Annotated in this window: 21 protein-coding genes; 9 read left to right on the top strand and 12 right to left on the bottom strand. The window is 65.6% G+C overall.

Features of this window, described 5'->3' with window-relative positions:
* Nucleotides 1–114: 114 nt before the first annotated feature.
* Nucleotides 115–711, bottom strand: a complete 597-nt coding sequence (locus ACT2FV_RS10255; protein WP_124629529.1) for an MlaC/ttg2D family ABC transporter substrate-binding protein — start codon at nt 709–711, stop codon at nt 115–117.
* Between the two features lie 327 nt (nt 712–1,038).
* Between ACT2FV_RS10255 and ACT2FV_RS10250 the strand changes: the two genes are divergently transcribed.
* Together ACT2FV_RS10250 and ACT2FV_RS10245 are read left to right on the top strand one after the other, a co-directional pair.
* Nucleotides 1,039–3,672, top strand: a complete 2,634-nt coding sequence (locus ACT2FV_RS10250; protein ID WP_174920095.1) for an MMPL family transporter — start codon at nt 1,039–1,041, stop codon at nt 3,670–3,672.
* Nucleotides 3,665–4,702 (top strand): MlaA family lipoprotein, encoded by a 1,038-nt coding sequence (locus ACT2FV_RS10245; RefSeq protein WP_444503792.1) that lies wholly within the window; start codon nt 3,665–3,667, stop codon nt 4,700–4,702. Before ACT2FV_RS10250 ends, ACT2FV_RS10245 begins: the two co-directional genes overlap by 8 nt.
* A 120-nt stretch (nt 4,703–4,822) precedes the next feature.
* On the opposite strand, the gene ACT2FV_RS10240 is transcribed toward ACT2FV_RS10245, so the two are convergent.
* From ACT2FV_RS10240 to ACT2FV_RS10220, 5 genes are all read right to left on the bottom strand, one after another.
* Nucleotides 4,823–5,479, bottom strand: a complete 657-nt coding sequence (locus ACT2FV_RS10240) for a phosphorylase (protein WP_059604817.1) — start codon at nt 5,477–5,479, stop codon at nt 4,823–4,825.
* Nucleotides 5,480–5,533: 54 nt separating this feature from the next.
* The gene (gene shc / locus ACT2FV_RS10235; protein WP_059604640.1) at nt 5,534–7,507 is read right to left on the bottom strand and encodes a squalene--hopene cyclase; all 1,974 of its coding nucleotides are present in this window, start codon (nt 7,505–7,507) and stop codon (nt 5,534–5,536) included.
* 11 nt (nt 7,508–7,518) lie between these two features.
* A complete protein-coding gene (gene hpnE, locus ACT2FV_RS10230; protein ID WP_444503791.1) occupies nt 7,519–8,772 on the bottom strand; it encodes a hydroxysqualene dehydroxylase HpnE in 1,254 nt (417 codons plus the stop codon).
* Nucleotides 8,773–8,776: 4 nt separating this feature from the next.
* Nucleotides 8,777–9,625, bottom strand: coding sequence for a presqualene diphosphate synthase HpnD (hpnD, locus tag ACT2FV_RS10225; protein WP_059529130.1), 849 nt, complete (start codon nt 9,623–9,625; stop codon nt 8,777–8,779).
* 257 nt (nt 9,626–9,882) lie between these two features.
* Complete coding sequence (locus tag ACT2FV_RS10220; RefSeq protein WP_059604635.1) at nt 9,883–10,215, bottom strand: hypothetical protein; 333 nt, start codon at nt 10,213–10,215, stop codon at nt 9,883–9,885.
* Nucleotides 10,216–10,427: 212 nt separating this feature from the next.
* Here ACT2FV_RS10220 and ACT2FV_RS10215 point away from each other — a divergent pair, with 212 nt between their 5' ends.
* Nucleotides 10,428–11,312, top strand: coding sequence for an alpha/beta fold hydrolase (locus tag ACT2FV_RS10215; protein WP_151048218.1), 885 nt, complete (start codon nt 10,428–10,430; stop codon nt 11,310–11,312).
* Nucleotides 11,313–11,350: 38 nt separating this feature from the next.
* Here ACT2FV_RS10215 and ACT2FV_RS10210 read toward each other — a convergent pair whose 3' ends face one another.
* Genes ACT2FV_RS10210 through ACT2FV_RS10200 form a run of 3 tightly spaced genes read right to left on the bottom strand, consistent with a single transcriptional unit; the run spans nt 11,351 to nt 13,285 of the window.
* Nucleotides 11,351–12,301, bottom strand: coding sequence for a GGDEF domain-containing protein (locus ACT2FV_RS10210; protein WP_059604628.1), 951 nt, complete (start codon nt 12,299–12,301; stop codon nt 11,351–11,353).
* On the bottom strand, nt 12,298–12,924 hold the full coding sequence (locus tag ACT2FV_RS10205) for a chemotaxis protein CheC (RefSeq protein ID WP_059604625.1): 627 nt from the start codon (nt 12,922–12,924) through the stop codon (nt 12,298–12,300). The genes ACT2FV_RS10210 and ACT2FV_RS10205 overlap by 4 nt, the downstream gene beginning before the upstream one ends.
* Complete coding sequence (locus ACT2FV_RS10200) at nt 12,917–13,285, bottom strand: response regulator (RefSeq protein WP_040138947.1); 369 nt, start codon at nt 13,283–13,285, stop codon at nt 12,917–12,919. The genes ACT2FV_RS10205 and ACT2FV_RS10200 overlap by 8 nt, the downstream gene beginning before the upstream one ends.
* A 467-nt stretch (nt 13,286–13,752) precedes the next feature.
* Between ACT2FV_RS10200 and ACT2FV_RS10195 the strand changes: the two genes are divergently transcribed.
* Complete coding sequence (locus ACT2FV_RS10195; protein WP_444503790.1) at nt 13,753–15,996, top strand: response regulator; 2,244 nt, start codon at nt 13,753–13,755, stop codon at nt 15,994–15,996.
* A 45-nt stretch (nt 15,997–16,041) separates the two neighbouring features.
* Here ACT2FV_RS10195 and ACT2FV_RS10190 read toward each other — a convergent pair whose 3' ends face one another.
* The gene (locus ACT2FV_RS10190) at nt 16,042–16,596 is read right to left on the bottom strand and encodes an NADPH-dependent FMN reductase (protein WP_124629522.1); all 555 of its coding nucleotides are present in this window, start codon (nt 16,594–16,596) and stop codon (nt 16,042–16,044) included.
* 373 nt (nt 16,597–16,969) lie between these two features.
* Between ACT2FV_RS10190 and ACT2FV_RS10185 the strand changes: the two genes are divergently transcribed.
* A complete protein-coding gene (locus tag ACT2FV_RS10185; protein WP_444503789.1) occupies nt 16,970–17,566 on the top strand; it encodes an RNA polymerase factor sigma-70 in 597 nt (198 codons plus the stop codon).
* Entirely contained in the window at nt 17,547–17,786 is a 240-nt protein-coding gene (locus ACT2FV_RS10180; RefSeq protein WP_082728993.1) for a zf-HC2 domain-containing protein, read from the top strand. The genes ACT2FV_RS10185 and ACT2FV_RS10180 overlap by 20 nt, the downstream gene beginning before the upstream one ends.
* Before the next feature lie 214 nt (nt 17,787–18,000).
* On the opposite strand, the gene arsC is transcribed toward ACT2FV_RS10180, so the two are convergent.
* Entirely contained in the window at nt 18,001–18,357 is a 357-nt protein-coding gene (gene arsC, locus ACT2FV_RS10175; RefSeq protein ID WP_059604814.1) for an arsenate reductase (glutaredoxin), read from the bottom strand.
* A 943-nt stretch (nt 18,358–19,300) separates the two neighbouring features.
* Here arsC and parA point away from each other — a divergent pair.
* Entirely contained in the window at nt 19,301–19,963 is a 663-nt protein-coding gene (gene parA, locus ACT2FV_RS10170; RefSeq protein WP_444503788.1) for a ParA family partition ATPase, read from the top strand.
* Nucleotides 19,964–19,986: 23 nt separating this feature from the next.
* Nucleotides 19,987–21,048, top strand: a complete 1,062-nt coding sequence (locus ACT2FV_RS10165) for a ParB/RepB/Spo0J family partition protein (RefSeq protein WP_124629519.1) — start codon at nt 19,987–19,989, stop codon at nt 21,046–21,048.
* A 90-nt stretch (nt 21,049–21,138) separates the two neighbouring features.
* On the opposite strand, the gene ACT2FV_RS10160 is transcribed toward ACT2FV_RS10165, so the two are convergent.
* Nucleotides 21,139–22,503, bottom strand: a complete 1,365-nt coding sequence (locus tag ACT2FV_RS10160) for a replication initiation protein (protein ID WP_059604605.1) — start codon at nt 22,501–22,503, stop codon at nt 21,139–21,141.
* Nucleotides 22,504–24,325: 1,822 nt separating this feature from the next.
* On the opposite strand from ACT2FV_RS10160, the gene ACT2FV_RS10155 reads away from it, so the two are divergent.
* Nucleotides 24,326–25,507, top strand: a complete 1,182-nt coding sequence (locus ACT2FV_RS10155) for a DNA-binding protein (protein WP_124901793.1) — start codon at nt 24,326–24,328, stop codon at nt 25,505–25,507.
* Nucleotides 25,508–25,557 lie beyond the last annotated feature (50 nt).

Below are 25,557 nucleotides of genomic sequence, written 5' to 3'. Positions count from 1 at the left end.
GGCGTTGCGTCGTGCCGAACATGACGCCGCCACCGCGAACCCGCAACGAAAAGGGCGCCCGAGGGCGCCCTTGATGCATGCCGACATGCTGCACAGCCGGCCGACTGGCGGCGATCAGTTCGTCCGCGAGTTGTGCTTCTGCAGATACGCGATCAGGCCGTCGATGCCGCCCGACGCGAGCTGGCTCTTGAACTGGCCCTGGTAGACCTGGATCAGCCACGCGCCCGACATGTCGATGTCGTAGATTTTCCAGTCGTTACCGACCTTGCCGAGGCGATAGCCGACCGACTGGCTGTCGCCCGGCGTCGTGACCGTCGACTGCACCAGCGCATCGGCGCCCGACGCGCCGCCGGCCTTGAACGAGAACTTCGCGTCCTGGCCGCCGAGCTGCGCGAGCGACGCGGCATAGGTGCGCGTCATCAGCAGCTTGAACTGCTTGTACAGCTCCTGCTGCTGTTGCGGCGTCGCCTGCTTCCAGGCATCGCCGACCGCGATGCGGGTCGTGCGTTCGAAGTTCGTCGCGGGCAGGAAGCGCTGCTCGACGACTTGCGTGACTTTCGCCATGTCGCCGCCGCGCGCGCCCGGGTCGGCCTTCATCGCGTTGACGGTGCCTTCGACCGCATTGCGGACGATGTCGACGGGCGCGCTCTGCGCGAAAGCGGAAACCGACACGGCAGCCGCCGCGACGAAAGCAAAGAGATGACGTTTCATACGGATATCGCACTCGATGAGAAAAAACGGCCGGCGGATTGCATCGGTAGCATTGGCCGGTGGGTCGAAGTATAGCGGCCTGGCGGCCGGCCTGCCGCGCGGTGACCGACTGTTACCTTTCAACCCCTTTTGTCACAGGCCCCGTCGCGGCGCGACGCCAGTCGATTATGTAAGCATCCCCATACAAATCGCCGGGCCCCGCGCGCCGATTCCTGCGCTGCGGAGCAAATATCCTTCCCGCCCCTTTACGCTCCAACGTCGCGACCGACGCCACGTTGCGCCGGTATACTCGTTGTTTTGTCCTTGCCAGCCCCTCCCCGCCGCCACATGGTGACATCTCTCATCGTCCGACTCGTCGCATGGTCGGTACGCCGCCCCGTCTGGGTCGTCGTGCTGTCGCTCGTCGTCGCCGTCTTCAGCGGCGTCTACGTCGCGCAGCACTTCAAGATCAACACGGACATCAGCAAGCTCGTCGATGCCGAACCCCAGTGGGCCGCGCTCGGCCAGGCCGTCGACAAGGCCTTCCCGCAACGCAACGGCACGATCCTCGCGGTGGTCGAGGCCCCGGCACCCGAATTCGCAACCGCCGCCGCGCATACGCTCACCGAAGCCCTGCAGAAGCAGGCCGACGCCGGCCGCATCGGCCAGGTCGCCGAACCCGGTGGCGGCCCGTTCTTCGAGCACAACGGGCTGCTGTTCCTGTCGCCGCAGGAAGTGTCGGACACGACGACACAGCTCGCGAGCGCGCGGCCGCTCGTCAACGAACTCGCGAAGAACCCGAGCCTGACCGGGCTCGCGACCACGCTGTCCACCACGCTCGGCCAGCCGCTCCTGACCGGCCAGGTGAAGCTGCCCGCGATGGCGAAGCTGCTCGCGCGCAGCGCCGCGACGGTCGACGACGTGCTGGCCGGCAAGCCCGCCGCGTTCTCGTGGCGCGGGCTGGTCGACAGCGATGCCGCGCGCCAGCCGGCCCGCGCGTTCGTCACGGTGCAGCCGGTCGTCAACTACGGTGCGCTGAAGGCCGGTGCCGAGACGACCCAGGTGATCCGCGACACGGCGAAAGCGCTCGGCCTCGAGCAACGCTACGGCGCGGTCGTGCGGCTGACCGGCGAACAACCGCTCGCCGACGACGAATTCGCGTCGGTCGAAGACGGCGCCGCGCTCAACGGCGCGCTCACGCTCCTCGCCGTGCTCGTGATCCTGTGGCTCGCGCTGCGCTCGAAGCGGATGATCGGCTCGGTGCTCGTCACGCTGTTCGTCGGCCTCGTCGTGACCGCGGCGCTCGGCCTTGCGATGGTCGGTTCGCTGAACATGATCTCGGTCGCGTTCATGGTGCTGTTCGTCGGCCTCGGCGTCGATTTCTCGATCCAGTACGGTGTGAAGTACCGCGAGGAACGCTTCCGCGATCCGCGCATCGATCACGCGCTGATCGGCGCCGCGCACTCGATGGGCATGCCGCTCGCGCTGGCCACCGCGGCCGTCGCGGCGAGCTTCTTCTCGTTCATCCCCACCGCCTATCGCGGCGTGTCCGAACTCGGCCTGATCGCAGGCGTCGGGATGTTCGTCGCGCTGCTCACCACGCTCACGCTGCTGCCGGCGCTGCTGCGCCTGTTCGCGCCGCCGGGCGAATCGAAGACGCCGGGCTTCCCGTGGCTCGCGCCGGTCGACGACTACCTCGATCGCCATCGCAAGCCGATCCTGATCGGCACGCTCGTGGTCGTGATCGGCGCGCTGCCGCTGCTCGCGTTCCTGCACTTCGACTTCAATCCGCTGCATCTGAAGGATCCGAACAGCGAATCGATGGCGACATTGCTCGCGCTGAAGGATTCGCCGGAAGCGGCCGTCAACGACGTCACGCTGCTCGCGCCGTCGCTCGCCGAGGCCGACGCGGCCGCGAAGCGCCTCGACGCGCTGCCGGAAGTGGGCCGCACGACGACGCTGTCGACCTTCGTGCCGGCCGACCAGCCGGCCAAGCGTGCGGCGATCGCCGCCGCCGCGAGCGACCTGCTGCCCGCGCTGACGCAGCCGGCCGCGCCGCCCGCGACCGACGCGCAGCGCGTCGCCGCGCTCAAGCGCGTGTCGGACCTGCTGAGCTACGCGGCCGAAGATCACCCGGGCCCGGGCGCGGCCGCCGCGCAGCATCTGTCGGCATCGCTCGCGAAGCTCGCCGCCGCGGATGCCGCGACGCGCGACCGCGCCGAACGCGCGTTCTCCGACACGCTGCGCATCGCGCTCAATCAGCTCGCGACGCTGCTGCAACCGCAGGACATCACGCGCGAATCGCTGCCGCCGCAGCTCGTGCGCGACTGGATCGCGCCGGATGGCCACGCGCTCGTGCAGATTTCGCCGAAGGTGCCGACGGGCGTCGATCCGAACGACGACACGATGCTGCGCCGCTTCGCGAAGGCGGTGAAGGCCGCCGAGCCGGGCGCGATCGGCGGCCCGATCTCGATCCTGCATTCGGCCGACACGATCATCAACGCGTTCCTGCATGCGGCGCTGTGGTCGATCCTGTCGATCACGATCCTGCTGTGGATCACGCTGCGACGCTTCGGCGACGTGCTGCGCACGCTGGTGCCGCTGCTCGTGTCGGGGCTCGTCACGCTCGAGATGTGCGTCGTGCTCGGCATGTCGCTGAACTTCGCGAACATCATCGCGCTGCCGCTGATGCTCGGCGTCGGCGTCGCGTTCAAGGTGTACTTCGTGATGGCATGGCGCGGGGGCCAGACGGGCCTGCTGCATTCGAGCCTCACGCACGCGGTGCTGTTCAGCGCCGCGACGACGGCAACCGCCTTTGGCAGCCTGTGGCTGTCGCATCATCCGGGCACGTCGAGCATGGGCAAGCTGCTCGCGCTGGCGTTGACCTGCACGCTGATCGGCGCCGTGGTGTTCCAGCCCGTCCTGATGGGCAAACCGCGCGTCAAACGCGCCAAGAACCAATCGCAAGGAATCAATGAATAAGGTGCGAATCATTGCGGCGACCGTTGCCGCCACCGCAGTGCTGTCCGGCTGCGCGACGGGACCGAACCGCAACCCCAATGACCCGCTCGAGCCGATGAACCGGGCGATGTACAAGTTCAACGACACCGTCGACACGAACATCGCCCAGCCGATCGCGAAGGGGTACCAGAAGGTCACGCCGACGCCCGTGCGCACCGCGATCAGCAACTTCTTTTCGAACCTCGGCGATCTCGGCAACATCGCGAACAACCTGCTGCAGCTCCGCATCACCGATGCAACCGAGGATCTGATGCGCGTGGCGATGAACTCGGTGTTCGGCGTCGGCGGCCTGATCGACATCGCGACACCGGCCGGGCTGCCGAAGCATCATCAGGATTTCGGGCTGACGATGGCGCGCTGGGGCGTGCCGTCCGGCCCGTACCTCGTGCTGCCCGTGTTCGGGCCGAGCACGATCCGCGATGGCGTCGGCCGCGCGGTGGACGTTCGCTTCAACCTGCTCAACTACATCGAGCCGGCCGTGCGCAATCCGATGTACATCGCGCAGTTCATCAGCGCGCGTTCGGACCTGCTCGGCGCAACCGACCTGCTGAAGCAGGCCGCGCTCGATCCGTATTCGTTCGTGCGCGACGCATACCTGCAGCAGCGCAAGTCGCTGACGTATCGCAGCCAGTCGTCGTCGGGCACGCTGCCGACCTACACCGAGCCGGGTGAATCGGGCGCCGTGCCGGCGGCCACGCCGGCCGTGCCGGGGTTGCCGAACTACGAGGATCCGGGCGAGGGTGCCGCACCGAACAACGCGCCGGCTGCGCCGGGGTTGCCGAAGTATGACGATCCGGGTGCGGACGGCGCGACGCCTGCGAGTACGCCTGCGAGTACGCCTGCGAGTATGCCTGCGAGCGCGCCTTCGAGTGCGCCTGCAGCGGCGCCGGCGGCTGCATCGGCCGGGGCGACGACCGCGCCGGCCGCCAACGGCGCGCCGATCGCGCCGGCGATGCCGACGGTGCCCGCGAGCGGTCCGGCCGCGCAGTAACGCGCACGGCATCCGCCCGCAAGCCGAAGAGCGCTGCATCATGCAGCGCTCTTTTTTTTGCGTGTCCGGAAAACGAAAAAGGGGAGGGGGAGAGGAGAAGCCGAACGCGGCGAGCGCCGCTCAGACGATCCGCATCGCGCCCGCACGTTCGAACGCGTGCCGCGCCTGGATCAGCGTCGTGCGCGCCGCGCGCGCATCGCCCGCGACCTGCAGCAACGGACCAAGCTGCGACGGCTGCTTCAGCAGCTCGCGCAGGATCGGCAGAATGGCCGTGCTGCCGTCGTCGCGCAGGCCGGCCGTCGCCGCGCGCGGCAGCGTGCGCCACGCAGGGTCGACGATCGCGCGGCACACCGCGAACGGCACGCCGCGCGACGCCGCGAAGGCCGCGGCGATATGCGATTCCATGTCGACGGCAAGCGCGCCCTTCGTGCGATGCAGCGACGCCTTTTCCTGCTCGCTGACCACCGGCGCGCCGACTGCCGCCATCGTGCCGCGCGTGACGCGCGCCCACACCGGCGTGTCGTGCAGCGCGGCGACGAGCCGCGCGCTCCAGCCCGGATCGGTCTGCACGCGGCCGAACGGCCCGTCGATCGCGTCCGCGATCACGAGCGCGCCCGGCGCGAGATCGGGTGCGAGCCCGCCCGCCGTGCCGAAGCTCACAATGCCCGCGCAACCGCGCGCGGTCGCCTCTGCCAGCGCGCGCTCGAGCCGGTCGGCCCGCGCCGCGAACACGGCCTCGACGCCGTGACCGCGCGCGATGCGTGCCTCGAATGCCATCCCCGTGACGGCGATGACGGGCAACGTGCCGTTGTGCTGCGCCGGTGCCACGCGTTACATCCCGACCGTCACGCGCGTCGCATTGGCGCGCTTCAGGTTGCGATAGCGCGCGAGCGCCCACAGCGGGAAGAACTTGCGATACCCGTGATAGCGCAGGTAGAACACGCGCGGGAAGCCGGTCGCCGTGAAGCGCGTCTCGTCCCACAGGCCTTCTTCGTTCTGCTGCGCGATCAGGTAGTCGACGCCGCGTGCAACGGCCGGGTTGTTCACCTCGCCGGCCGCCATCAGGCCGAGCAGCGCCCAGGCCGTCTGCGACGCGGTGCTCGGCGCCTGCTCGAAGCCGCGGTAATTCAGCTTGTAGCTGTCGCCGTCCTCGCCCCAGCCGCCGTCCTTGTTCTGGATCGACAGCAGCCACTGCGCGCCGCGCTTCACGCGCGGATCGTCCGGCGTCAGGCCGGCCGCGTTCAGCGAGCACAGGGCCGTCCACGTGCCGTACACGTAGTTCATCCCCCAGCGGCCGTACCAGCTGCCGTCCGGTTCCTGTTCCTTCAGCATGTAGTCGAGCGCGCGACGGGCCGGCTCGCTGTTCAGCGCACTCTCGCCAAGTTGCGACAGCATCGACAGGCAGCGGCCCGATACGTCCGAGGTCGGCGGATCGAGCAGCGCGCCGTGATCCGAGAACGGGATGTTGTTCAGGTAGTACTGCGTGTTTTCCGGTTCGAACGCGCCCCAGCCGCCGTCGCTACTCTGCATGCCGACGACCCATTCGCGCGCGCGCGCCATCGATTCGCGATACGTATCCGTCTGCTTGAGCTTCTGCGCACGGTCCATCGCCATCACGACCACCGCCGTGTCGTCGACGTCCGGATAGTGCGCGTTCGCATACTGGAACGCCCAGCCGCCCGGCCGCACGTTCGGGCGGCGCGAGATCCAGTCGCCGCGCACGTCGAGGATCTGCAGCGGGCGCAGCCAGTCGAGGCCGCGCAGCACGGCCTCCTCGGCACGCGCGTCACCGGTTTCGAGCAGCGCATGCGCGACAAGCGACGTGTCCCACACCGGCGACAGGCACGGCTGGCAATACGCTTCGTCCTCGTGCACGACGAGCAGCTTCTCGATCGACTTGCGCGCGATCGCGCGGTTCGGATGATCTTCCGCATAGCCGAGCACGTCGTACATCATCACCGCGTTGGCCATCGCCGGATAGATCGCGCCAAGGCCGTCCTCGCCGTTCAGGCGCTCGTCGACGAACGACACGGCCTGGCGGATCGCGCGTTCGCGCGTGTAGCTCGGGAACAGGCCGTCGACCGCGCGCAGCGCGTGGTCGACCACGCGGAAGAACGCGAACCAGCCAGGGCTCTGGTGGCCCTGGCGCGGCAGCAGGCCGGCGTTGACGGGCGGGTCGATGAACAGCTCGTCGATGCGCACGCCGCGCGGGTTCTTCGCGATCGGACGCTTCGCGTTCAGCACCAGCAGCGGCACGATCACGGTCCGTGCCCAGTACGACACCTTCGACAGGTGGAACGGGAACCATTGCGGCAGCAGCATGATCTCGACCGGCATCATCGGCACCGCGCGCCACGGAATCGCACCGTACAGCGCGAGCTGGATCCGCGTGAACACGTTCGACATCTCGGCGCCGCCCATCGCGTGGATCGCACGGCGCGCGCGCTGCATGTGCTCGGCGTTCTCGTCGTCGCCAATCACCTTCAGCGCGAAATACGCCTTCACGCTCGCGCTGATGTTCGGCGCGCCGTCGGTGAACAGCGGCCAGCCGCCGTCGGCCTGCTGGATGCGACGCAGATAGCGGCCGATCTTCTGTTCGAGCTCGAGGTTCGGCGTCTCGCCGAGATAGTGGACGAGCAGTATGTATTCGGCGGGAATCGTCGAATCGGCTTCGAGTTCGTAGACCCAGTGTCCGTCCGCGTTCTGCGCGGCCAGCAGCGCGTCGGTCGCGCTGGCGACAGCCGCGTCGAGTCCGGCCGGCACGGTGCCGGCGGACAGGTTAGCCATATCGGTGAGATCGTTCATCGGTCCCTCTCTTATTGTGTCTGGAGCACGTCCGCGGCCAGTTGGCCGGAACGGATCGCGCCCTCGATCGTGGCGGGCAAGCCGGTGGCAATCCAGTCGCCCGCCAGCACGAGATTGGTCCAGCGCGTACGCACGGCCGGACGTTTCATTTCCTGCGACGGCACCGCCGCAAACCCCGCGCGCGGCTCGACGACGAGCTGCCACGCGGGGAGGGTTTCCGGGTTCGCGCCGGTCACGCGCGCGACGTCTTCCCAGATGCGCCGCGCGAGCACATCGCGCGGCATGTCGAGCCAGCGGCCCGCGTCGCGGATCGTCGCCGCGAGCGGACCATCGCCTGCGCGCACCGCGTCGACGATGCCGTTGACGACGGCCGTCTGCAGCGGGCTGCCCGCCGGTGTATCGACCGCGAAATACGCGGTCACGACCGCGCTGAACGTGTCGGGCGCGGTGAGATCCGGGACGAGCGGCTGCGCGACCTCGGGCGGCACTGCCAGCACGACCGCGTCACCCGGCGCGAGATCGACACGCTCGCCGCCGATCGCGACCGCATCGACCGCGTTGCCGTGCGCGCCGAATTCGAACGCATCGAGGCGCGAGTTCAGGCGGATCTGCGCGCCGCCGTGCTGCAGCATCCGCAGCGCCGGTTCGACGAATGCGCTGCCGAGGCCGTGGCGCGCGACGAGCGGGCGCCAACCGGGGCCGCCCGCGGCAAACATGCCGCACAGTGCCGCGCGCGCGAGCTCGGCGCTCGCGTGGCGCGGTTCGACGTTCAGCACCCCGAGAAAATACGGCCGCAGCCAACGATCCCACAGCACGCCGTCGCATCGCATCGTCTGTGCGAGTGAGCGCCCGGTGCGCGCGAACGCGAGCGACGCCAGCGCGAGGTAGTCGACCGGCGTGGTGCCCGGCGCACGCGACGCGGCATCGAACACCCACGACGGCCAGCGCCCGTTGCCGAAGCGCAGCGTCCAGCGCTGCTGCGACGCGACGTCGATCACCGGATATTCAGGCAGTGCGGGCCCCGTGAGCTGATCGGCCGCGCCGATCGCGCGCAGGTAGCGCTGCGTCGCGGACTGCCCCGCGAAGACCTGGTGCAGCCCGCCGTCGAGCGTCGTGTTCAGCGTCTCGTCGAACCACGAGCGGCAGCGGCCGCCAGCATGCGCATGCGCGTCGTGCAGCACGATGCGCCGCCCGCGGCGTTGCAGCTCGACGGCAGCCGACAGGCCCGCGAGTCCTGCACCGATCACGTGGACGGTTCTGGGCATTGGCTCAGAACAGCGCGTAGCGCGCGGCGATCATCAGCATGCGCGCCTTCGGCTTGCGCAGCGGCACGCGCGGGGCGGCGAAGCCACGCGCGATCGCGGCTTCCAGAATGCAGCGGTACGCGCCTGACATGATGCGCGGCGCCTTGACCTGCGCGCGCGTGCAGCGATCCATCACGGCGTCCGCCGCGCGGAAATGCTCGAGCGCACGCTCGACGAGCGTTGCGCACACGCGCGGCAGCGCCGGGTCGCGCACGATCGTCGCCGGATCGGTGATCGCGATGCCTTCGCGCGCGAGCAGCTCGCGCGGCAGGTAGCAGCGGTTGATCGCCGCGTCGTCGTCGATGTCGCGCAGGATGTTCGTCAGCTGCAGCGCGCGGCCGAGGTGGTGCGACAGCTCGATGCCTTCCGCCTCCGGGATCCCGAAAATCCTCACCGACAGACGGCCGGCCGCACTCGCCACGCGATCGCAGAACAGGTCGAGCGTCGGTTCGTCCGGCGCGCAGATGTCCTCGGCGGCGTCCATCGCCATCCCGTCGATCATCGCGTGGAAGTCCTCGCGCTTCAGGTCGAATGCGCGGATCTCGCGCTCGAGCGCGACCAGATGGCGCGGCGGCTGGCCGGCGAAGCACGCGTCGATGTCCGCGCGCCAGCGATCGAGGCCCGCGTTGCGCTCGGCGCGCGGCAAGTCGCTGTCGGCGATGTCGTCGACCGCGCGGCAGAACGCGTAGACCTGGAACATCGCGTCGCGCTGCACCGCCGGCAGGATGCGCATCGCCAGATAGAAAGAACTGCCCGATGTGACGGCAGCGGCGTCGGTTTCTTGTTCGTCCACGACGAGATTGGAAACGGCCAAGACGAGCTCCACGGAGACACCCACGCGGGGCGATTGAAGAAGCCATGCCCGGCTGGGTTGGTCAGGGCGTCAAATGCGTGCGAGATATGCGAACGATCGACGCAGACAGGCACAAATTACCGGCCGGATGCCGGAATTGGGCGAAAGTATAGCAATCTTTGAAGTTCGAAGGGCGGAGACGCGCCGCGCCCGGCAGGCCGTCAGGGGGCTCGGGCCTGCGTGGCCGGGCGCGCCCGAGAGCGGCGTCGCGCCGCCCGTCAGCCGTAGACGATGTCGCGCTGCAGATCGAGCGCAATGAGCCCCATTTCACGGGTCAGCTGCAGCATCGAGCGGCGTTCGAGGCGCGAGCCCATGAAGCTCGTCACGCGCCCGTCGGGGTCCGCCGTAAACTGGAACGACGGGCCGCCGGTGCCGAACCACGCGCCCGGCACGTCGGGCGACTCCTGCCAGTCGATCTGCTCGAACACGCGCGCGATCCCCGCGCGCACCACGTCGCCAGGGCCGATCGGCGGCGCGATCTCGCCCAGGTCGTCGAGCGAATAGGGGCCAGGCTTGTCCGGCCGCCGGTAGAAGAGGTAGTCGACGTTCATGGGGCGCAATCGGAAGCAAAGCGTCAAATTAGCGCGCTTCGGCGCAAATTCAAATCAGATCAGGACGAATTGTGGCCTGAACGAGACAAAAGGGCCGCATCGCGGCAGCCGATCCGGGCACGCGCACGCGCACGGTCGGGCCGCGCGTTCATGCTTGGACGCGCGCGGCTTCGTCTAAGATGAACACCTCTCTCGAAAAAGACACGGACACCATGGAGACGAATGTAACCGCTGCCGCGCAATCCGGCCATCCCGTTTTCGTGCTTGTGCACGGCGCGTGGCATGGTGCGTGGTGCTACGCGCACGTCGCGGCCGCGCTGGCCGCGCGCGGCTACCTGTCGATCGCGCGCGACCTGCCCGCGCACGGCGTCAACGCCCGCTTTCCCGCGTCGTATCTCGAACGGCCGCTCGACGAGGACGCATTCGGCGCCGAGCCGTCGCCGGTGGCGAATACCACGCTCGACGATTACGCGACACAGGTGATGCAGGCGGTCGACGACGCATACGCGCTCGGGCACGGCAAGGTCGTGCTCGTCGGCCACAGCATGGGCGGCCTCGCGATCACGGCCGCGGCGGAGCGCGCGCCGGAGAAAATCGCGAAGATCGTCTATCTCGCGGCGTTCATGCCCGCGTCGGGCGTGCCGGGCCTCGACTACGTGCGTGCGCCCGAAAACAAGGGCGAAATGCTGGGCCCGCTGATGCTCGCGAGCCCACGCGTCGCGGGCGCGCTGCGGATCGATCCGCGCAGCGGCGATGCCGCGTATCGCGCGCTCGCGAAGCGCGCGCTGTACGACGACGTCCCGCAGGCCGACTTCGAGGCGGTGGCGAACCTGATGACCTGCGACGTGCCGGCCGCGCCGTTCGCGACCGCGATCCCGACGACCACCGCGCGCTGGGGCGCGATCGATCGTCACTACATCAAGTGCCTGGCGGATCGCGTGATCCTGCCCGCGCTGCAGCAGCGCTTCATCGACGAAGCCGACGCGTTCGTGCCCGGTAATCCGACGCACGTGCACCAGCTCGACAGCAGCCATTCGCCGTTCATGTCGCAGCCGGCCGTGCTGGCCGGCGTGCTCGTGGATATCGCGAAAAGCTGAACGGCGCGGATCGCACGCGTGAAGCGGCGGCGCGGCGGTTACGCGTAGGCGACCGACCGATCGCGCCCGAGCCGCTTCGCACGATAGAGCGCGGTGTCGGCCTCGTTGACGAGCGTGTCGAACGCCAACGCGCCCGCCGTCGCGCACGCGCAGCCGACGCTCGCCGTCACCGGCACGCTGACGCCTTCCGCGTCGACCGGCGTGCTGCCGATCGCGTCGCGCACCTTGTCGGCCACCCGCATCGCCTCGTCGAGATTCGTGCACGGCAGCAGCAGCGCGAATTCCTCGCCGCCGAAGCGGCCGAACGTATCCTGCGCGCGTACGATCGACGCGACGCGGCGCGCCGTCTCGCGCAATACCGCATCGCCGGCCGCATGCCCGAACCGGTCGTTGATCGTCTTGAAGTGGTCGAGGTCGAATAGCAGCACCGACAGGTCACCGCCGTAGCGCTGCCAGCGCGCGAACTCGTCGCCGAGCCGCGCCTCGAAGAAGCGACGGTTCGCGATGCCGGTAAGGCCGTCGCGATTCGCATGCTCGCGCAGCTTCGCGACCGCCTCCTCGCGCTCGCGCTGCATCACGCTCACGTGCGTGACGTCCGAGATCGTCACGCACACGGCCTCGACTTCGCGGCCACGCGTGAGCGGCATGAACGTGCAGTCCTGCTGCATGTAGTCGACGCCGCCGGTGATCGGCCGGTCGTGTTCGAAGCGAAACAGGTAGGGCCGCTGCTCCCACGAGCTGAATGCGAAACTGCCGAGCTGGAACACGCTCTCGAGCTTGCGTTCGAGCCATGCGCGCGGCAGTTCCGGAAAGCGGTCGAACAGGTTGCGGCCGATCACGTCGGCAGCCGGGATACCGCTGTGGTCCTGCATGAAGCGATTCCACATCAGCACGTTCATCGTGCGGTCGAGCACGAACAGGCCGAAGCCGACCCGTTCGATCACGAGGTCGCTCAGCGACGCGGCGGTGGTGATCGGGGTAGCGGTCATAGCGCGGACAGCAACGCGTCGAGCGCGTCGCCCATCAGCCGGATCGAATCCTCGGCCATCAGCATCACGAAATGTGCGCGGAATGCGTGATCCTCGAGGCCGAAGTTCACTTCGAGCAGCAGCGCGACGCTCCATGCGAGCGCGGTCGGCTGGAACACGTCGTCGAACGACACGTTCGCGCCGAGCAGCCCCGGCGGGAAGAACACGGGCTTGCGGCCGAGTTCGTCGAGAATCGACGCGACGCACGCGCTCATCAGCACGTTCGCGACGTCGAACACGAGTTCGTCCTGCGTGGCCATGCCGGCGTACACGCCGTCGCCGAACGTGCGGTCCATCAGCGACATGAGCCGCGCGACGCCCGCGCTGCGGCACAGCACGATCGCCTCGCCCTTGATGTCGGAACGGAATCCCTGGCGCACGGCTGTCACGTTCTCGTGGATGCCCGTCATCTCGCGCAGCGCGTCGCCCGCATCGGCGGCCTTCACGACGCGCACGCGCGGGACCGAGAGCTCGATGAAATGCCCGAGAAGGAGCGCGAGCCGTGCGGCGGCGCGGCCCATCGCGAGGTTGGCGATCTCCTGCAACGCGTCGCGTTGCTCCGCCGTGAACACCGATTCAGGCATACAACCCATACTCCTTGAGAATGGGCAGCAACGCCTCCGACGTCACGGGCTTGGCAACGAATGCGATCGCGCCCAGCTCGCGCACGCGTGCTTGCGCCTGCGGCTGAATATCGGCGGATACCACGATCACGAACGTGTTCAGATCTTCGTGGCGCAGTGTCTCGAGCACCTGATAGCCGTTCATGTCGGGCATCGTCAGGTCCAGAAACATCACGGAAGCTTTGCCGTCACGATAGAGCGCCAGAGCCTCGCGACCATTCGCCGCATACGCGACGTCGACGTCCCAGTCTCCCGGCAGTGCCTTTGTCAGAAGTTTGCGAGCGAGCAAGGAGTCGTCGGCGATCACGATCGGCAAAGGCATGGCGGCGAAGCGGTATACGGAATGGTCTCTCTCGCGTTAACGACTGCGCGGCGCACTTCTTGAGGCGCCATGCAATCAAGCGTGGGCCCCACCGTGCGGCCGCGCGTGGGCGTCGCGGCGCGAGGCACGCGACACACCGCGCCGCGAACGCCGGCGGGCGCATATATCTGTCATAGGGAAAGCAAGGCGCGATTCTCTGAGTAAACCGAGGGCAGTGCAACTCGCCATTTTCACCATTTCGAACAGAATCGGTTCGATCGCACGGCATTCCGAAAACAGTCGCGGCCATTTTCAAGATAAGCACGCAAAATTTTTCCTTGTGTACGTTTGCGCTGCCGGATTCATAGCGTTTTCAAACTTTCATTTCACACCTGTCGGAATCATCAGGTTGCACATCCGTGCGCCGGTACGGCGAGCAAGCGCAACTCGTTTATGATTGAACATCTCAGCCTGGCCCGCATTCCTCAATGACGTCCGAACGTCCCGCCGACTCCCGCACACCCGCCTCCCCGCCCGCCGACGACTGGCAGGACGACGGCAGCTATGCGTCCGGCGCACCCGAGCACGATTTCGCTGTCCGGCGCGTGACGCTGATCGTGCTGCTGGTCGCGGCGATCGTGCTGCCGTGCATCTACGTGTCGGTCATGGCGTACAACGACCTGACGGCACGCGAGGCCGCGGCGAGCGACGTGACGATGCGCACCGTGCGCGTCGCCGAGGAGCATGCGCTCAAGGTGTTCGACCTGAGCGAGACGCTCGATGCGCGCATCGTCGACCTCGTGCAGGACATGGACGACGCCACCGTGCGCCGCCACGAATCCGACATCCACGAAGCGTTGAACACGATCGGCGGCGGCTATCCGCAGGTGGCCGCGGTGTCGATCTTCGGTGCGAGCGGGATGCTGCTCGCGAACAGCCTCTACTATCCGGCGCCCTATGCGTCGATCGCGTACCGCGACGACTTCGCCGGCATCCGCGACGGCAAGGTGATCGAGCACATCTCGAAGCTGATGATGGGGCCGCTCAAGCTCGAGAACATCCCCGTGTTCAACACGGGCGTCGCGCGACGCCACAGCGACGGTTCGTTCGCCGGGATGGTGTCGATCGCGCTGAAGTCTTCGTATTTCAATGCGTTCTACCGCGACCTGCTCGGCGGCGCGGCCACGCCGATGACGATGGCGCTCGCGCGCTCCGACGGCGCGGTGATCGCGTCGTATCCACCGCCGCCATCGCTCGCGCATACCGATCTCACGGCCACGTTCGGCAACGCACGCAACGATCCGCGCGCGGGCGTCGTGCACGTGCGCCACGACGGCGCCAGCAGCGAGATCGTCGCGTACCGCCAGGTCGGCAGCTACCCCGTGTACGTGACGTGTGCGTACCGCACCTCCGCGATCTGGCATGAATGGTACGAACACCTGAGCGTGCTGTTCATCTCGATGTTCGCGCCGTCGATCGCGCTGTGGTCGGTGATCTGGCTGTCGCTGAAGCGGTTGAAGGCGGAAGAGGAAGCCTGGGACCGCTGGCAGGCCGAAGCGTCGATGCGGCGCTCGATCGAATCGGCATACCGGCAGTCGCGCAAGATGCAGGCGCTCGGCAACCTGGTCGGCAGCGTCGCGCATGACTTCAACAACCTGCTGATGATCATCTCGAGCAACGTGCAGATCGCGCGGCGACGCGGCGTCCAGCATCTCGACAAGGAACTCGGCGCGATCGAACGCGCGCTGAAGAACGGCCAGTCGCTCACGCGCCAGTTGCTCGGCGTCGCGCGCAAGCAGCCGCTGCACAACGAAACGATCGACGTCGGCCAGTGGCTCGGCACGTGCCGCGAACTGCTGAAGACGTCGCTCGGTTCGAAGTCGTCGCTGGTCGTCGCGATCGAGCCCGGCATCTGGCCGATCCGGGTCGATGTCGCGGAGCTCGAGCTCGCGGTGATCAATCTCGCCGTCAACGCGCGCGATGCGATGACGGTCGGCGGCCGCTTTACGGTCGGCGCGCGCAACGTGACGCTGCGCCGCGAGGACGGCTTTCCGCTGATCGGCGACTTCGTTCAGATCTCGCTCGACGATACGGGCTCGGGCATGGCGCCCGACGTGCTCGCGCGCGCGTTCGAGCCGCTGTTCACGACGAAGGCGCAGGGAATGGGAACGGGGCTCGGGTTGCCGCAAGTGTTCGCGTTCTGCGAGCGCTCGGGCGGCCTCGCGACGATCGACAGCGCGGTCGGCGCCGGGACGTCGGTGCGCCTTTACCTGCCGCGCGCACGCGTCGAGGACATCGTCCCGCGGTCACAGCCCGTCTCGCACGACGCCGGCACGCTGGCGGGCCTGCATGTGCTGCTGGTGGAGGACAACAGTGAAGTCGCAGCCGGCACCGAAGCGCTGCTGACGCTACTCGGGCACCGCGTCACCTACGCACCCACCGCCGACGACGCGTTGCGCCTGATCGAGGGCGCGGCCGCGAACGACGCATTCGATCTGGTGATCTCGGATATCCACATGCCGGGCCGCCTGAACGGCATCGATCTCGCCGAAGCGATCGACAAGCGGCCGGGGAAGCTGCCCGTGATCCTGGTCACGGGATACGCGGAGGAACTCGACCGCACGCGTACCGTCAACGTGCGCGTGCTGTCGAAGCCGTTCGACATCGCACTGCTCGACGAGATCCTGCTCGGCATTCGCGAAGCACGCGATGCGCGGCACGCCGGCGCCTGACCCGCGGCATGCGGGCCGGTGCCGGCGGCGGGAAGGGGACGGCGATCAGGCCGCCTTCAGCACGCGCACCCAGTCGACGTAGCGATCGACGAAACCCTGCAGGAACTTGCGGGTGTCCTCGCTGACGATCTGCCCCTCGTCGTCGATGCGCGCCGGGTCATGCTTGATGAACATTTCCGGCTGCCCGAGCATCTTCACGTCGAGATACGCGAGCACGTTGCGCAGGTGCTGTTGCGCGAGCGCGGTACCAACCGCGCCCGGCGACGTGCCCAGCACGGCGCCCGGCTTGCCGGACCACGAGTTGTGCCCCCACGGGCGCGAGCCCCAGTCGAGCGCGTTCTTTAGCACGCCCGGGATCGAGCGGTTGTATTCGGGTGTGACGAACAGCAGCGCGTCGGCCGCTTCGATCGACTGCTTGAAGCGCTTCGCGACTTCCGGAAAATCCGTGTCGTAGTCCTGGCTGTACAGCGGCAGTTCGCCGATCTCGACGAATTCGAAAGAGAAATCGGCGGGGGCGAGCGAGATTGCGGCGTGCGCGAGCGCGCGGTTCCAGGAACCGCGACGCAGGCTGCCGACGACGACTGCAACACGATAGGACATGGCTTTCTCCTTCCGGTGAGTGAGGAATCGGATCGATTGATTCCGAACAGGCAAAAAAGGTCTGTTTATAGGCAAGCCAGCCCGCGAGCCGTCCCACGGGGCAAACCAGCCGACTTTCCACAAGGTTTTCCACAGAAATTGTGGATAACTTGACCGTTATGATCTGATGTTACAGAACGCCCGCGTCGCGATTTCGCAACGCGCGACGCGGGGCTCCGGAAAGCATAGCGCAGCGCGCCGACCGGCTTCATGAATTCGTGACGGAACATCCATTGCGGCGCGGCGTCTCGCCCAGTAAGCTGCTCGCACCGCGATGCGCCCGCCCGGTGGCGCGCACACGATCGCCTCCGCTTCGTAAGGCTCCCGATCCGCCATGCCGTCCGCATACGACGACCCTGCCTATCTCGCGCAACTGCGCCGCGACCTGTTGCGCTTCGCACGACTCCAGCTACGCGATGCCGATGCGGCCGAGGATGCCGTGCAGGATGCGCTGACCGCTGCATGGACGCATGCGGGCGAGTTCGCGGGACGGTCGGCCCACAAGACCTGGGTATTCGGCATCCTGCGCAACAAGCTGATCGACATCCTGCGTGTACGGCAGCGGACGGTGAGTCTGTCCGCACTCGATGCGGAGCTCGACGGCGAATCCGTGCTCGATCGCGAATTGTTCAAGGAAAACGGGCACTGGGCCGCGCACACGAAGCCGCGACCGTGGGCAGGCCCCGAAACGCTGTTGCGGCAACAGCAGTTCTGGACGCTGTTCCAGGCCTGCCTCGACCATCTGCCGGAACACATCGGACGCGTGTTCATGATGCGCGAATTCCTCGACGTCGAGATTGACGACATCTGCAGCGAACTTACGTTGACGACGAATCATTGCAGCGTGCTGCTGTATCGGGCGCGCACGCGCCTGCGCACCTGCCTGAGCGAAAAAGGACTGACGACCGAAGATGCTGCTGGGGAAATGTAAAGACGTGACGCGACTGCTCTCGGATGCGCTCGACCGAGCGTTGACGCTCCATGAGCGCATGCAGGTGCACGTGCATCTGCCGGCTTGCAGTGGATGCCGCGCATATCGCGAGCAGATCGCGCTGCTGCGAACGGCGGCGCATGCGGCGGCGGGGCGGGGGACTGGGGATGAAGCGGGGGGTGATCGGGATGAATCGTCGGGCGACGGGCGAGAGGGCTAGGTTGCCGATGTCGGTCTGAGGTTGCGCTTTGCAGTTGGCGATGTCGTTGTTGACGTCGTAGGTCGACGCTCGAGGCAGCTCGCGGGGCGCGCACGTCGAATACGGGCTGTCCGCTGCGCGGCGTCGGAGGTGGTTGGCGATTGCGAATTTTGTCGGTCGATCCCGGCGCAGTCGCGCCGGGATGATTCGATAAGAAAAATACGTCGAACTAAAATTATTCGAACAACGCCCGCACCGACTCGGGCGGGCGGCCGATGGCTGCCTTGCCTCGATACACGACGATCGGACGCTGCAGCAAAATCGGATGCGCCGCAATCGCTTCGTAGGCCTCCGCGTCCGTCAGATTCGCACGGGCCAGATCCAGCGTCTTGTACGGCTCCTCGCCTTCGCGAAGCATGTCGCGCACCGGGCGCCCAAGCTGACGATGCAGCGCTTCCAGTTCCTCGACCGTCGGCGGCGTCTTCAGGTACTCGACGACGTTCACCGGCGTGCCAGTGGTGTTCAGCGTCTCGATCAGTGCAAGTGTCTCGCGGGACTTCGAGCAGCGGGGGTTGTGGTAGATCGTGATCATCGTTCGGGCCTGCATGAGAAAGGCCCGTATTGTAGCCAGTCTGGTTGCGGGTGTTTCGGCGGGGTGTCGGCACACGGGAGGAAGGGGATTGGAGTCTCGGTGTGGCGTGCAGAGAGCGTGCGTTGCGCCGACGAGCGCGCAGCCCGCTTGACGCGTTTATGCGCATAAAGTGCGTTGCATCGGAAATTTCCGAGGCCTTCTTCGTCGGCGAATAGCTCGGGGGATAAGCTCATCGTCATGCTGTGTTGCCGGCGCCGACACAGAGCCACCGCATGTTTCCGGCGCGCGGTTTTATGCGCAGAAAGCTATCGCGCCCCTGGGTGGAGACGACCGCTGATATCGCGGTCGGCCCGGACACTTCGATGCCCCGAACGATCATCAGCGCAATATGCGATGGCGTCCGCGGCATCGCCGTACGGTCGTCTTTATGCATGTCTGCCGACCGTGCGACCATTGATATCGGCCGAGCCGCTCGATCGTTTATGCGCATAAACACAGCGGGGGACGGCCAGCACGCTTCGTCACTGAACATGGCACGTATGCACCGCATCGGCCTGAGCCGCGCGGCGTTCGTCATCGGAGTGGGGCGCGCGAGCGAGGACTCAGACTCGCCGATGCTCTCCAATACCGCCGAGTTTATGCGCACAAACTCCCCGACACCAAGGCAGCAGCCCCCTTCAATGATCGAAAGGGCAGCACCGATACATTGCGCCGATCAGCGTGCCGAACGTGAGACCGAAGCCGCCCGCCGTCACGACTATCTCCGTTCATCCTCCAACGCAGCAACCTTGCGTCCGCCGGTGCCAGCCATCCGGCATCACCCGCTCGTTTATGCGCATAAACCAATAGCCCGAATGGCTAACGCGTAGTTGGCGAACGACAATTTCATTGAAATATAAATATCGTCCTGTAGAATTCCAACGACCAAAAACAGGAGTGAAAATTGGCCGCGGAAATCATTGCAGTCACTCAACAAAAAGGTGGCGTCGGCAAAAGCACGATTGCCATGCACCTCGGCGCGGCATTCCATGAAAAAGGGAGGCGCGTCCTCGTCATCGACGCAGACGGTCAAAACACATTGGTTCACTGGTCGAGCGCATCCGGTGATAGCGACGCCGGCATCCCGTTCCCGGTCGTCAACCTCGCCGAAGCCGGCGGCCAGATCCATCGCGAAATCAAGAAGTTCATCAACGACTACGACATCATCGTCGTCGATTGCCCGCCGTCGATCACCGAGAAGGTCTCCGGCGTGGTGCTGCTGGCCGCATCGATCGCCGTGATCCCGACTTCGTCGTCGCCGGCCGATTACTGGTCGAGCGTTGGGCTGGTCAAGCTGATCCAGCAGGCGCAGGTGATGAACGAGGACCTCCGCGCCGTCTTCCTGCTGAACAAGACGGAAGAGAAGCGCATGCTGACGCGCGAGCTCAAGCGCGCACTCGAGGAACTCGGCTTCCCGTTGCTGAAGACGCAAATCCCGACCCGGGAAGCGTACAAGCAGGCGATGGCGCTCGGTCAGACCGTGCTGCAGATGAACGATCGCGGCGCCAAGCTGGCCGCTGCGGAAATCCGCGCATGTGCCGACGAAATCGTCGCCATGCTGCCCTGACTTTATGCGCATAAAGGAGTCGCATGAAACCCTCCCAATTTGCAAAAGGATTCCAGGCGCGCCCGGATATCACGACGAGCGAGAAGCGCACGGCGCTTGATCGGCTGAATGCCATCGATGGCATCGTCAAATCCGAGACGGCCACCCCGGCCCCGACGAAGTCCGCCAAGAAGGACATCGCGCCGCCGCCGGCACCGGACGTCCTGCTCGATCCGCTGACCGACGAGTCGCCGCAATATCGCGCGTGGCGCCTCGAGAACCGTTATGCGCCCGGCCAGGTGATCGAGCTGTCGCTGAAGGCGATCAAGCACAGCCCGTTCAACCCGCGGCACTTCTATCTGAAGTCGTCGATCGCCGAACTCGCGGTCAACATCGCGAAGCAAGGGCAGCAGCAGGCGATCCATGTGATTCCGGACTACGACAATCCGGGTTCGTATTTCGTCAGCGACGGTGGCCGTCGTGTGCGTGCGTTGAAGGAAGCGAACAAGGAGTCGGTGAAGGCGATCGTGATCGACGTGCCGATCGGAATCCAGAGCTACAAGCTCGGCTACGACCTGAACGTGCAACGCGATTCGCAGACGGTGTTCGACAACGCCGTCGTATGGCGCCGCTTCCTCGACGACAAACATTTCCAGAGTCAGAAGGAACTGTCCGAGCATCTCGGCCTCGACGAATCGACGGTCGCGGTTGCGCTGTCGATCGGCAAGCTGCCGGAAAGCGTGATGCAGGAGATGGTCGCACGCCCCGATCGCTTCGGTTCGAACATGGCGTATCAGGTCGGCCGTTATCACAATGCGCGCGGCACCGAGGCGACGCTGCGGCTGATCAACAAGATCGTGTCCGACGATCTCAGCACGCGCCAGGTATCGGACATCGTCAAGGGCCGCGTCGCGGCGCAGGAAACGCCGAAGCCGGCGGGTCGCCAGCGCTATGCGCAGCGTCTCGAGATCAAGCTCGGCGGAAAGTCGGTTGGCGACCTGAAGTCGTATGGCGAAGACCGCATCGAACTGCGCCTGCGCGGCCTCCCGAAGGACAAGCGCGACGCGATCCTCGAGCAGCTCGAGCGGATGCTGTTGTCGGATTGATGGAAATGGCCGACAGGGCCTGGCGAGGCGCCGGGCCCGCCGTATGGGCGGGTGGCCGGCGCTGGCCCGTCAGAGGGGCCTGAACGGGCCTCAGGCGGCCCGAGATTGATTCAGGGTGAACGACAGCAGGTCGCCGTCGGTCGGCTCGCCCCAGGTTTTCTGGGCAAGCCAGTCGAAAAAGGCCGTCTCGGCCAGCTTCGAATCGAGACCGCGCTTGCGCCAGTCGTCGCGCAGGTGCGAGCCCATCGTCGGCAACACTTCCGACTCGAACGACTCGCGCGCCACTTCGCGCTCCGCGTCGCCCTGCTCCTCGTACAACACCTTCGCTTCCTTGCGGCGGAACGCCGCGAATTCGCTCAACAGACGTGCCTTCAGATCGTCCGGCTGCGCCGAGACGGCCTTCGCGGCAGGCGCGCCGGAAGGCAGCGCGTCGACGGACTCGACCGGCGGCGCATAGCCCTTCTTCAGCGCGTCCTTGAACAACGCGGGCGCACTGCGCACCGGCGGCAGCGTCGTGCTGCGCATCCGCTGCTCGGTCATCTGCAGCGCGGCGCGAATCCGGTTTTCCTCGCTGTCCGCGTAGAGCGTCTGCGCTTCCTTGAGCGGAATCCCGAGCTTCACCATCCGGTCGACCAGCGTGCTGTCGAACACGTTCGGATGCTCGTCGAGCGCGAGCATCGGCTGCTTGCGCTCGGTCACGCGGAACTGGATCTCCGCGACCCGCCGCCCTTCCCGATGCTCGATCAGCTCGACGAAAATGTTGGTGACCGCATTGACCTCTGCGATCGCCGGACGCAGGTAGTCCCGCTTGAAGTACTTGTACTCGCGCTTCGCCTCGTCGCCGGCTTCCGTATCGGGCGTGCCCGACAGGATCGGACGCCACCATTCCCACGGCTCGCGCATCGTCAGATGGCTCGGGTTCGTCAGGTAACGCACGCAGATTTCGTAGAGCGCAAGACCAGCGCTGCTGCGCAGCTGGCTCTGGAACTGCAGGCTCAGACGCGCGTACTGGACCGGGTCGAGCAGCTTCTTCTTGATCTTCGGTGCAAATGAAAATTCGACCCACACGCGGCGCGTGGCCGGATCCTCAAGAATTTCGGCATCGGCGATCAGTGTCGAGATCCCCCACTTGCGGCCCGGCTTCTGGCTCGACGTCCCCGAGCTCCATTCGACCTGGACGGACACCATACGGCGCAGGTGTTCCTTCACCAGCGCGGTGTCGTTCGAATCGAAGGCGGAGTTGGCGACGATGTCCGACAGCAGCGCGCGATAGGTATCGCCCGAGTCGTCGGCCTGCTGCGCGACGGCGAGCAGGACGTTGAACAGCTTGCGGGTCAGGAGCGTGATCTTGCCGCTCTTCGGCTGAATTGCGATCGCCTCGACGGCCTTACGCAATTCGGCTGAACTGGCACTCACCACATCCACATCGGTTTTCTTGGCGCGCTTCGTGGCCATGCGTCAGGTCGGAGGAGAAGTTTCACGGAAGGATAGCGCCTGTGGTGATATGCGTCCAGAACGACATGCTCACCATAGCCGGTGAAGCGCACGTGCAAAACGGCACTCACCCCAACCCTCTCCCGAAAACCCTCACCGGTCCGGATTTAAAGCGTTTCGGACTCGTCCAGACGTGTCGCGGGATGCGCGGATTCACAGATTTTTGCCTGTGCTCGATACGTGCGAAATTTGCTCCCGTATCGGCTCACCTTTCGATTTGTCGTAATTTTACGACTGCACTTCCGGGTCCTCGTCACAGGGTCGCCACTGGCTGTCACGGCATCGAGCGGACAGGCCCGCAACGCCCTGTATGCATGTACAGGCTCGACTGACGGGGCGATCGCGACCGCGACCGGTGCCCGGAAACCCGCGCCGAAGAGGGACTCCGCGACGTCGATCGAAACCGTTTCAACGGCCCGGGCGCGCATTGTACAGCGCACAGAAACCATTCAGTCCCGAAAATTCTCACCTTATCGGCTCGAAATTCTGTGACCCTGATATCGACGAATCCCCGGCACACGCGGGATCAGCAGCCAGAGGCTCCCGCAAAACCTCACCTTGACGACAAAAACGGCATTCCAACGGACGCGGAAGCGACTCCCGAAAAATCTCACCGTAACCGCCGCGGTATCAAAAATGTCAATGACATCCGATACTTATGTGCGTCAGGCGTTCCGCTGTGTCCGGCGACCATCTCCCGAAAAACCTCACCTTCACGGTGTTCGGGCGGACGCGACAGCCGTGTGCCGATTCCCGAAAAATCTCACCTGTGCCAAAAAGTGGCACAGGGAAAATCAGATTTCCGCCAGTCCCGGTGGGCTTTTCAGCGAATTCGCCCCGCTCCGGATCCCGGAAAGCCTCACCTTTGACCAATTCTTGAGCAAATAGCGCTCCTGAAAAACCTCACCTGTAAGACATCCGACGGCCTGTGACCCATGCCCCGAAAAAGCTCACCTTATCGGCATCCGGGCAGGAAAACCCGCATTTCGCTCCCGAAAAGCCTCACCTTTTGGGCCTCACAGGCTCCACAGGGCACTTTTGCTGTGCAAAATGACGGTCGATTCCCGGAAATCCTCACAGCAAATCGCTGTGGAGTCCCGTGAAACCTCACCTTTCCCGAAAACTGCCCAAAAGATGGGCAGAATGGGGGCGCGAAGAAGGTCCCGCAAATGCTCACCCATGTCTGCACAGGCAGAAAACTGTGCGTTCAGGCACAGCATGGGTTCCGTGGCTGTGTGGCCCCGAAAAACCTCACCTTTGGGAAATCTCGTGTTTCACTGTGATCCCGAATCCGCTCACGACCTTTCCTGCATCGGCTCACGCAGATCCCTGAATCCCATCACTTCAGCTCCCGCAGAAGATCACCTTGGTTCCCGTAAAACTTCACCTTGTCGGTCGGAAAGCCTTGCTACATAAGGCTGTGCCGTGGCGTTAACGTTTTTAACTAAGGGTTCAAGGGTGTTTACTTCTAATACTCTCAAGACATCCGTCATCGAGTTTTCCACAGAGACCCCAACCCCAGAACACCGGCCGGCTACGATGACGCCTGGCATGTGAAACAAATGCACTTTTTCGGGGCCTACCCGAAAACGCTTCCAGAACAAAGACTTGCCTTGTTTTCTTCGCTTTGTTTCACGGAATCGAAGTGCTGGTTCGTCCGGATTGGCTCACAGCCCAGATTTCCGTGCACAGCGATGTAAATTCACCACGCTGTGCGAAAACAAGTATCAAAAAATACGTATTTCGTTATGATCGCAACATGTCAATGTCTGCGAGTCCTCCCATGACGCTGGATGAAATGCGTGGAGTCATCCGAGAAGAACTGGAATCGCTTCGTGCGAGCGGCGCGCGCCGCCAGGAGTTGTCGCTGCATGCGTGCAAGCGGTTGTTCTTCGATCTCGGTATCCGACCATCGGCTGCCAACGTTCGCGACCTGACCCAGACCGGCAGCGCCAGCGACATTCCGAAGGACATCGATCATTTCTGGGAACGAATCCGTTCCGCCTCGAAAATCCGGCTCGACGGTGCGGCGATCCCGAAAGCGGTCGAGGAAAAGGCAGGCTCATTGCTCGGAGCGCTATATGAAGAGGCGTTGAAAGCGGCCAGGGAAAGCCTCGATGTCGATCGCGAACAGGTTCGCGCCTGCATGGCGGATGCGGAACAGCGGCTGCGCGACGCAACGGTTCGCCAGGAAACCCTAGAGGGCGCACTGACGCGCAGCGAAACCCGCAACGAGCAACTGCAGGCGCGTGTGACCGAGCTCGAGGTGCAGCTGGCCTCGCAATCGACGCACGGTTCGGCAAACGAGGCGACGCTGCTCACCACAGTCGGTCGACTTGAAAAGGAGCTGGCTGTCATGGCTGCCCGTGTCGACGCGGAGCAGACGCAGAACGCGACGCTGCGCGACCGCATCGACACGCTCCAGGCCGAATTGCAGCAGCGCACCGAACACTATGCGCAGCAGATCAAGGATGCCGTGGCCGAAGCCGAGCGCCGCGTCAAACCAATGCTGGTCGAGCTGGACTCGCTGCGCAGCATGGCGTCGAGCTACCAGAGCGGCCTGCGCGACGTGCAGCGCAAGGAATTCGATTTTCTTCAGCAGCTGAGTTCGGCCAAGGCCCGCGCGGACCGGCTCGAGGAACAGCTGCGCACCCAAAGCGACGAATTGGACCGTGCGACACGCGACGTGAACACGCTGCGCGCGAGCCGCGGGATGAATCCGGAGATTTCCGCGCTGATCCGGCGCTTGGCCGATGCAGGTCAGCTCGATGCGGATGCGTTTTCCGCGATCGGGACGTCACTGGACCATGAGATTCCGGTGCCGACCCAGTGCCCGCACTGCGACGGCGAACCGGAATTGTCGCAGGGCGACGACGGGTTCGAAGTGTCTTGCCCCGAATGCGAACATGCGTCGGGGCCCTGGCCTTCCCGATTCGAAGCGGTCGCGCGCTTTACGCGCGACTGACGTGTCGCCCGGCACAGGGATCGCACAGGTGAGGAAATTCGGGACGCGTG

Source organism: Burkholderia sp. PR2 (assembly GCF_052372875.1).
Classification (GTDB): domain Bacteria; phylum Pseudomonadota; class Gammaproteobacteria; order Burkholderiales; family Burkholderiaceae; genus Burkholderia; species Burkholderia diffusa.
The sequence above is the reverse complement of the archived record's forward strand: the minus strand, read 5'-3'. Positions and strand labels throughout refer to the sequence as shown.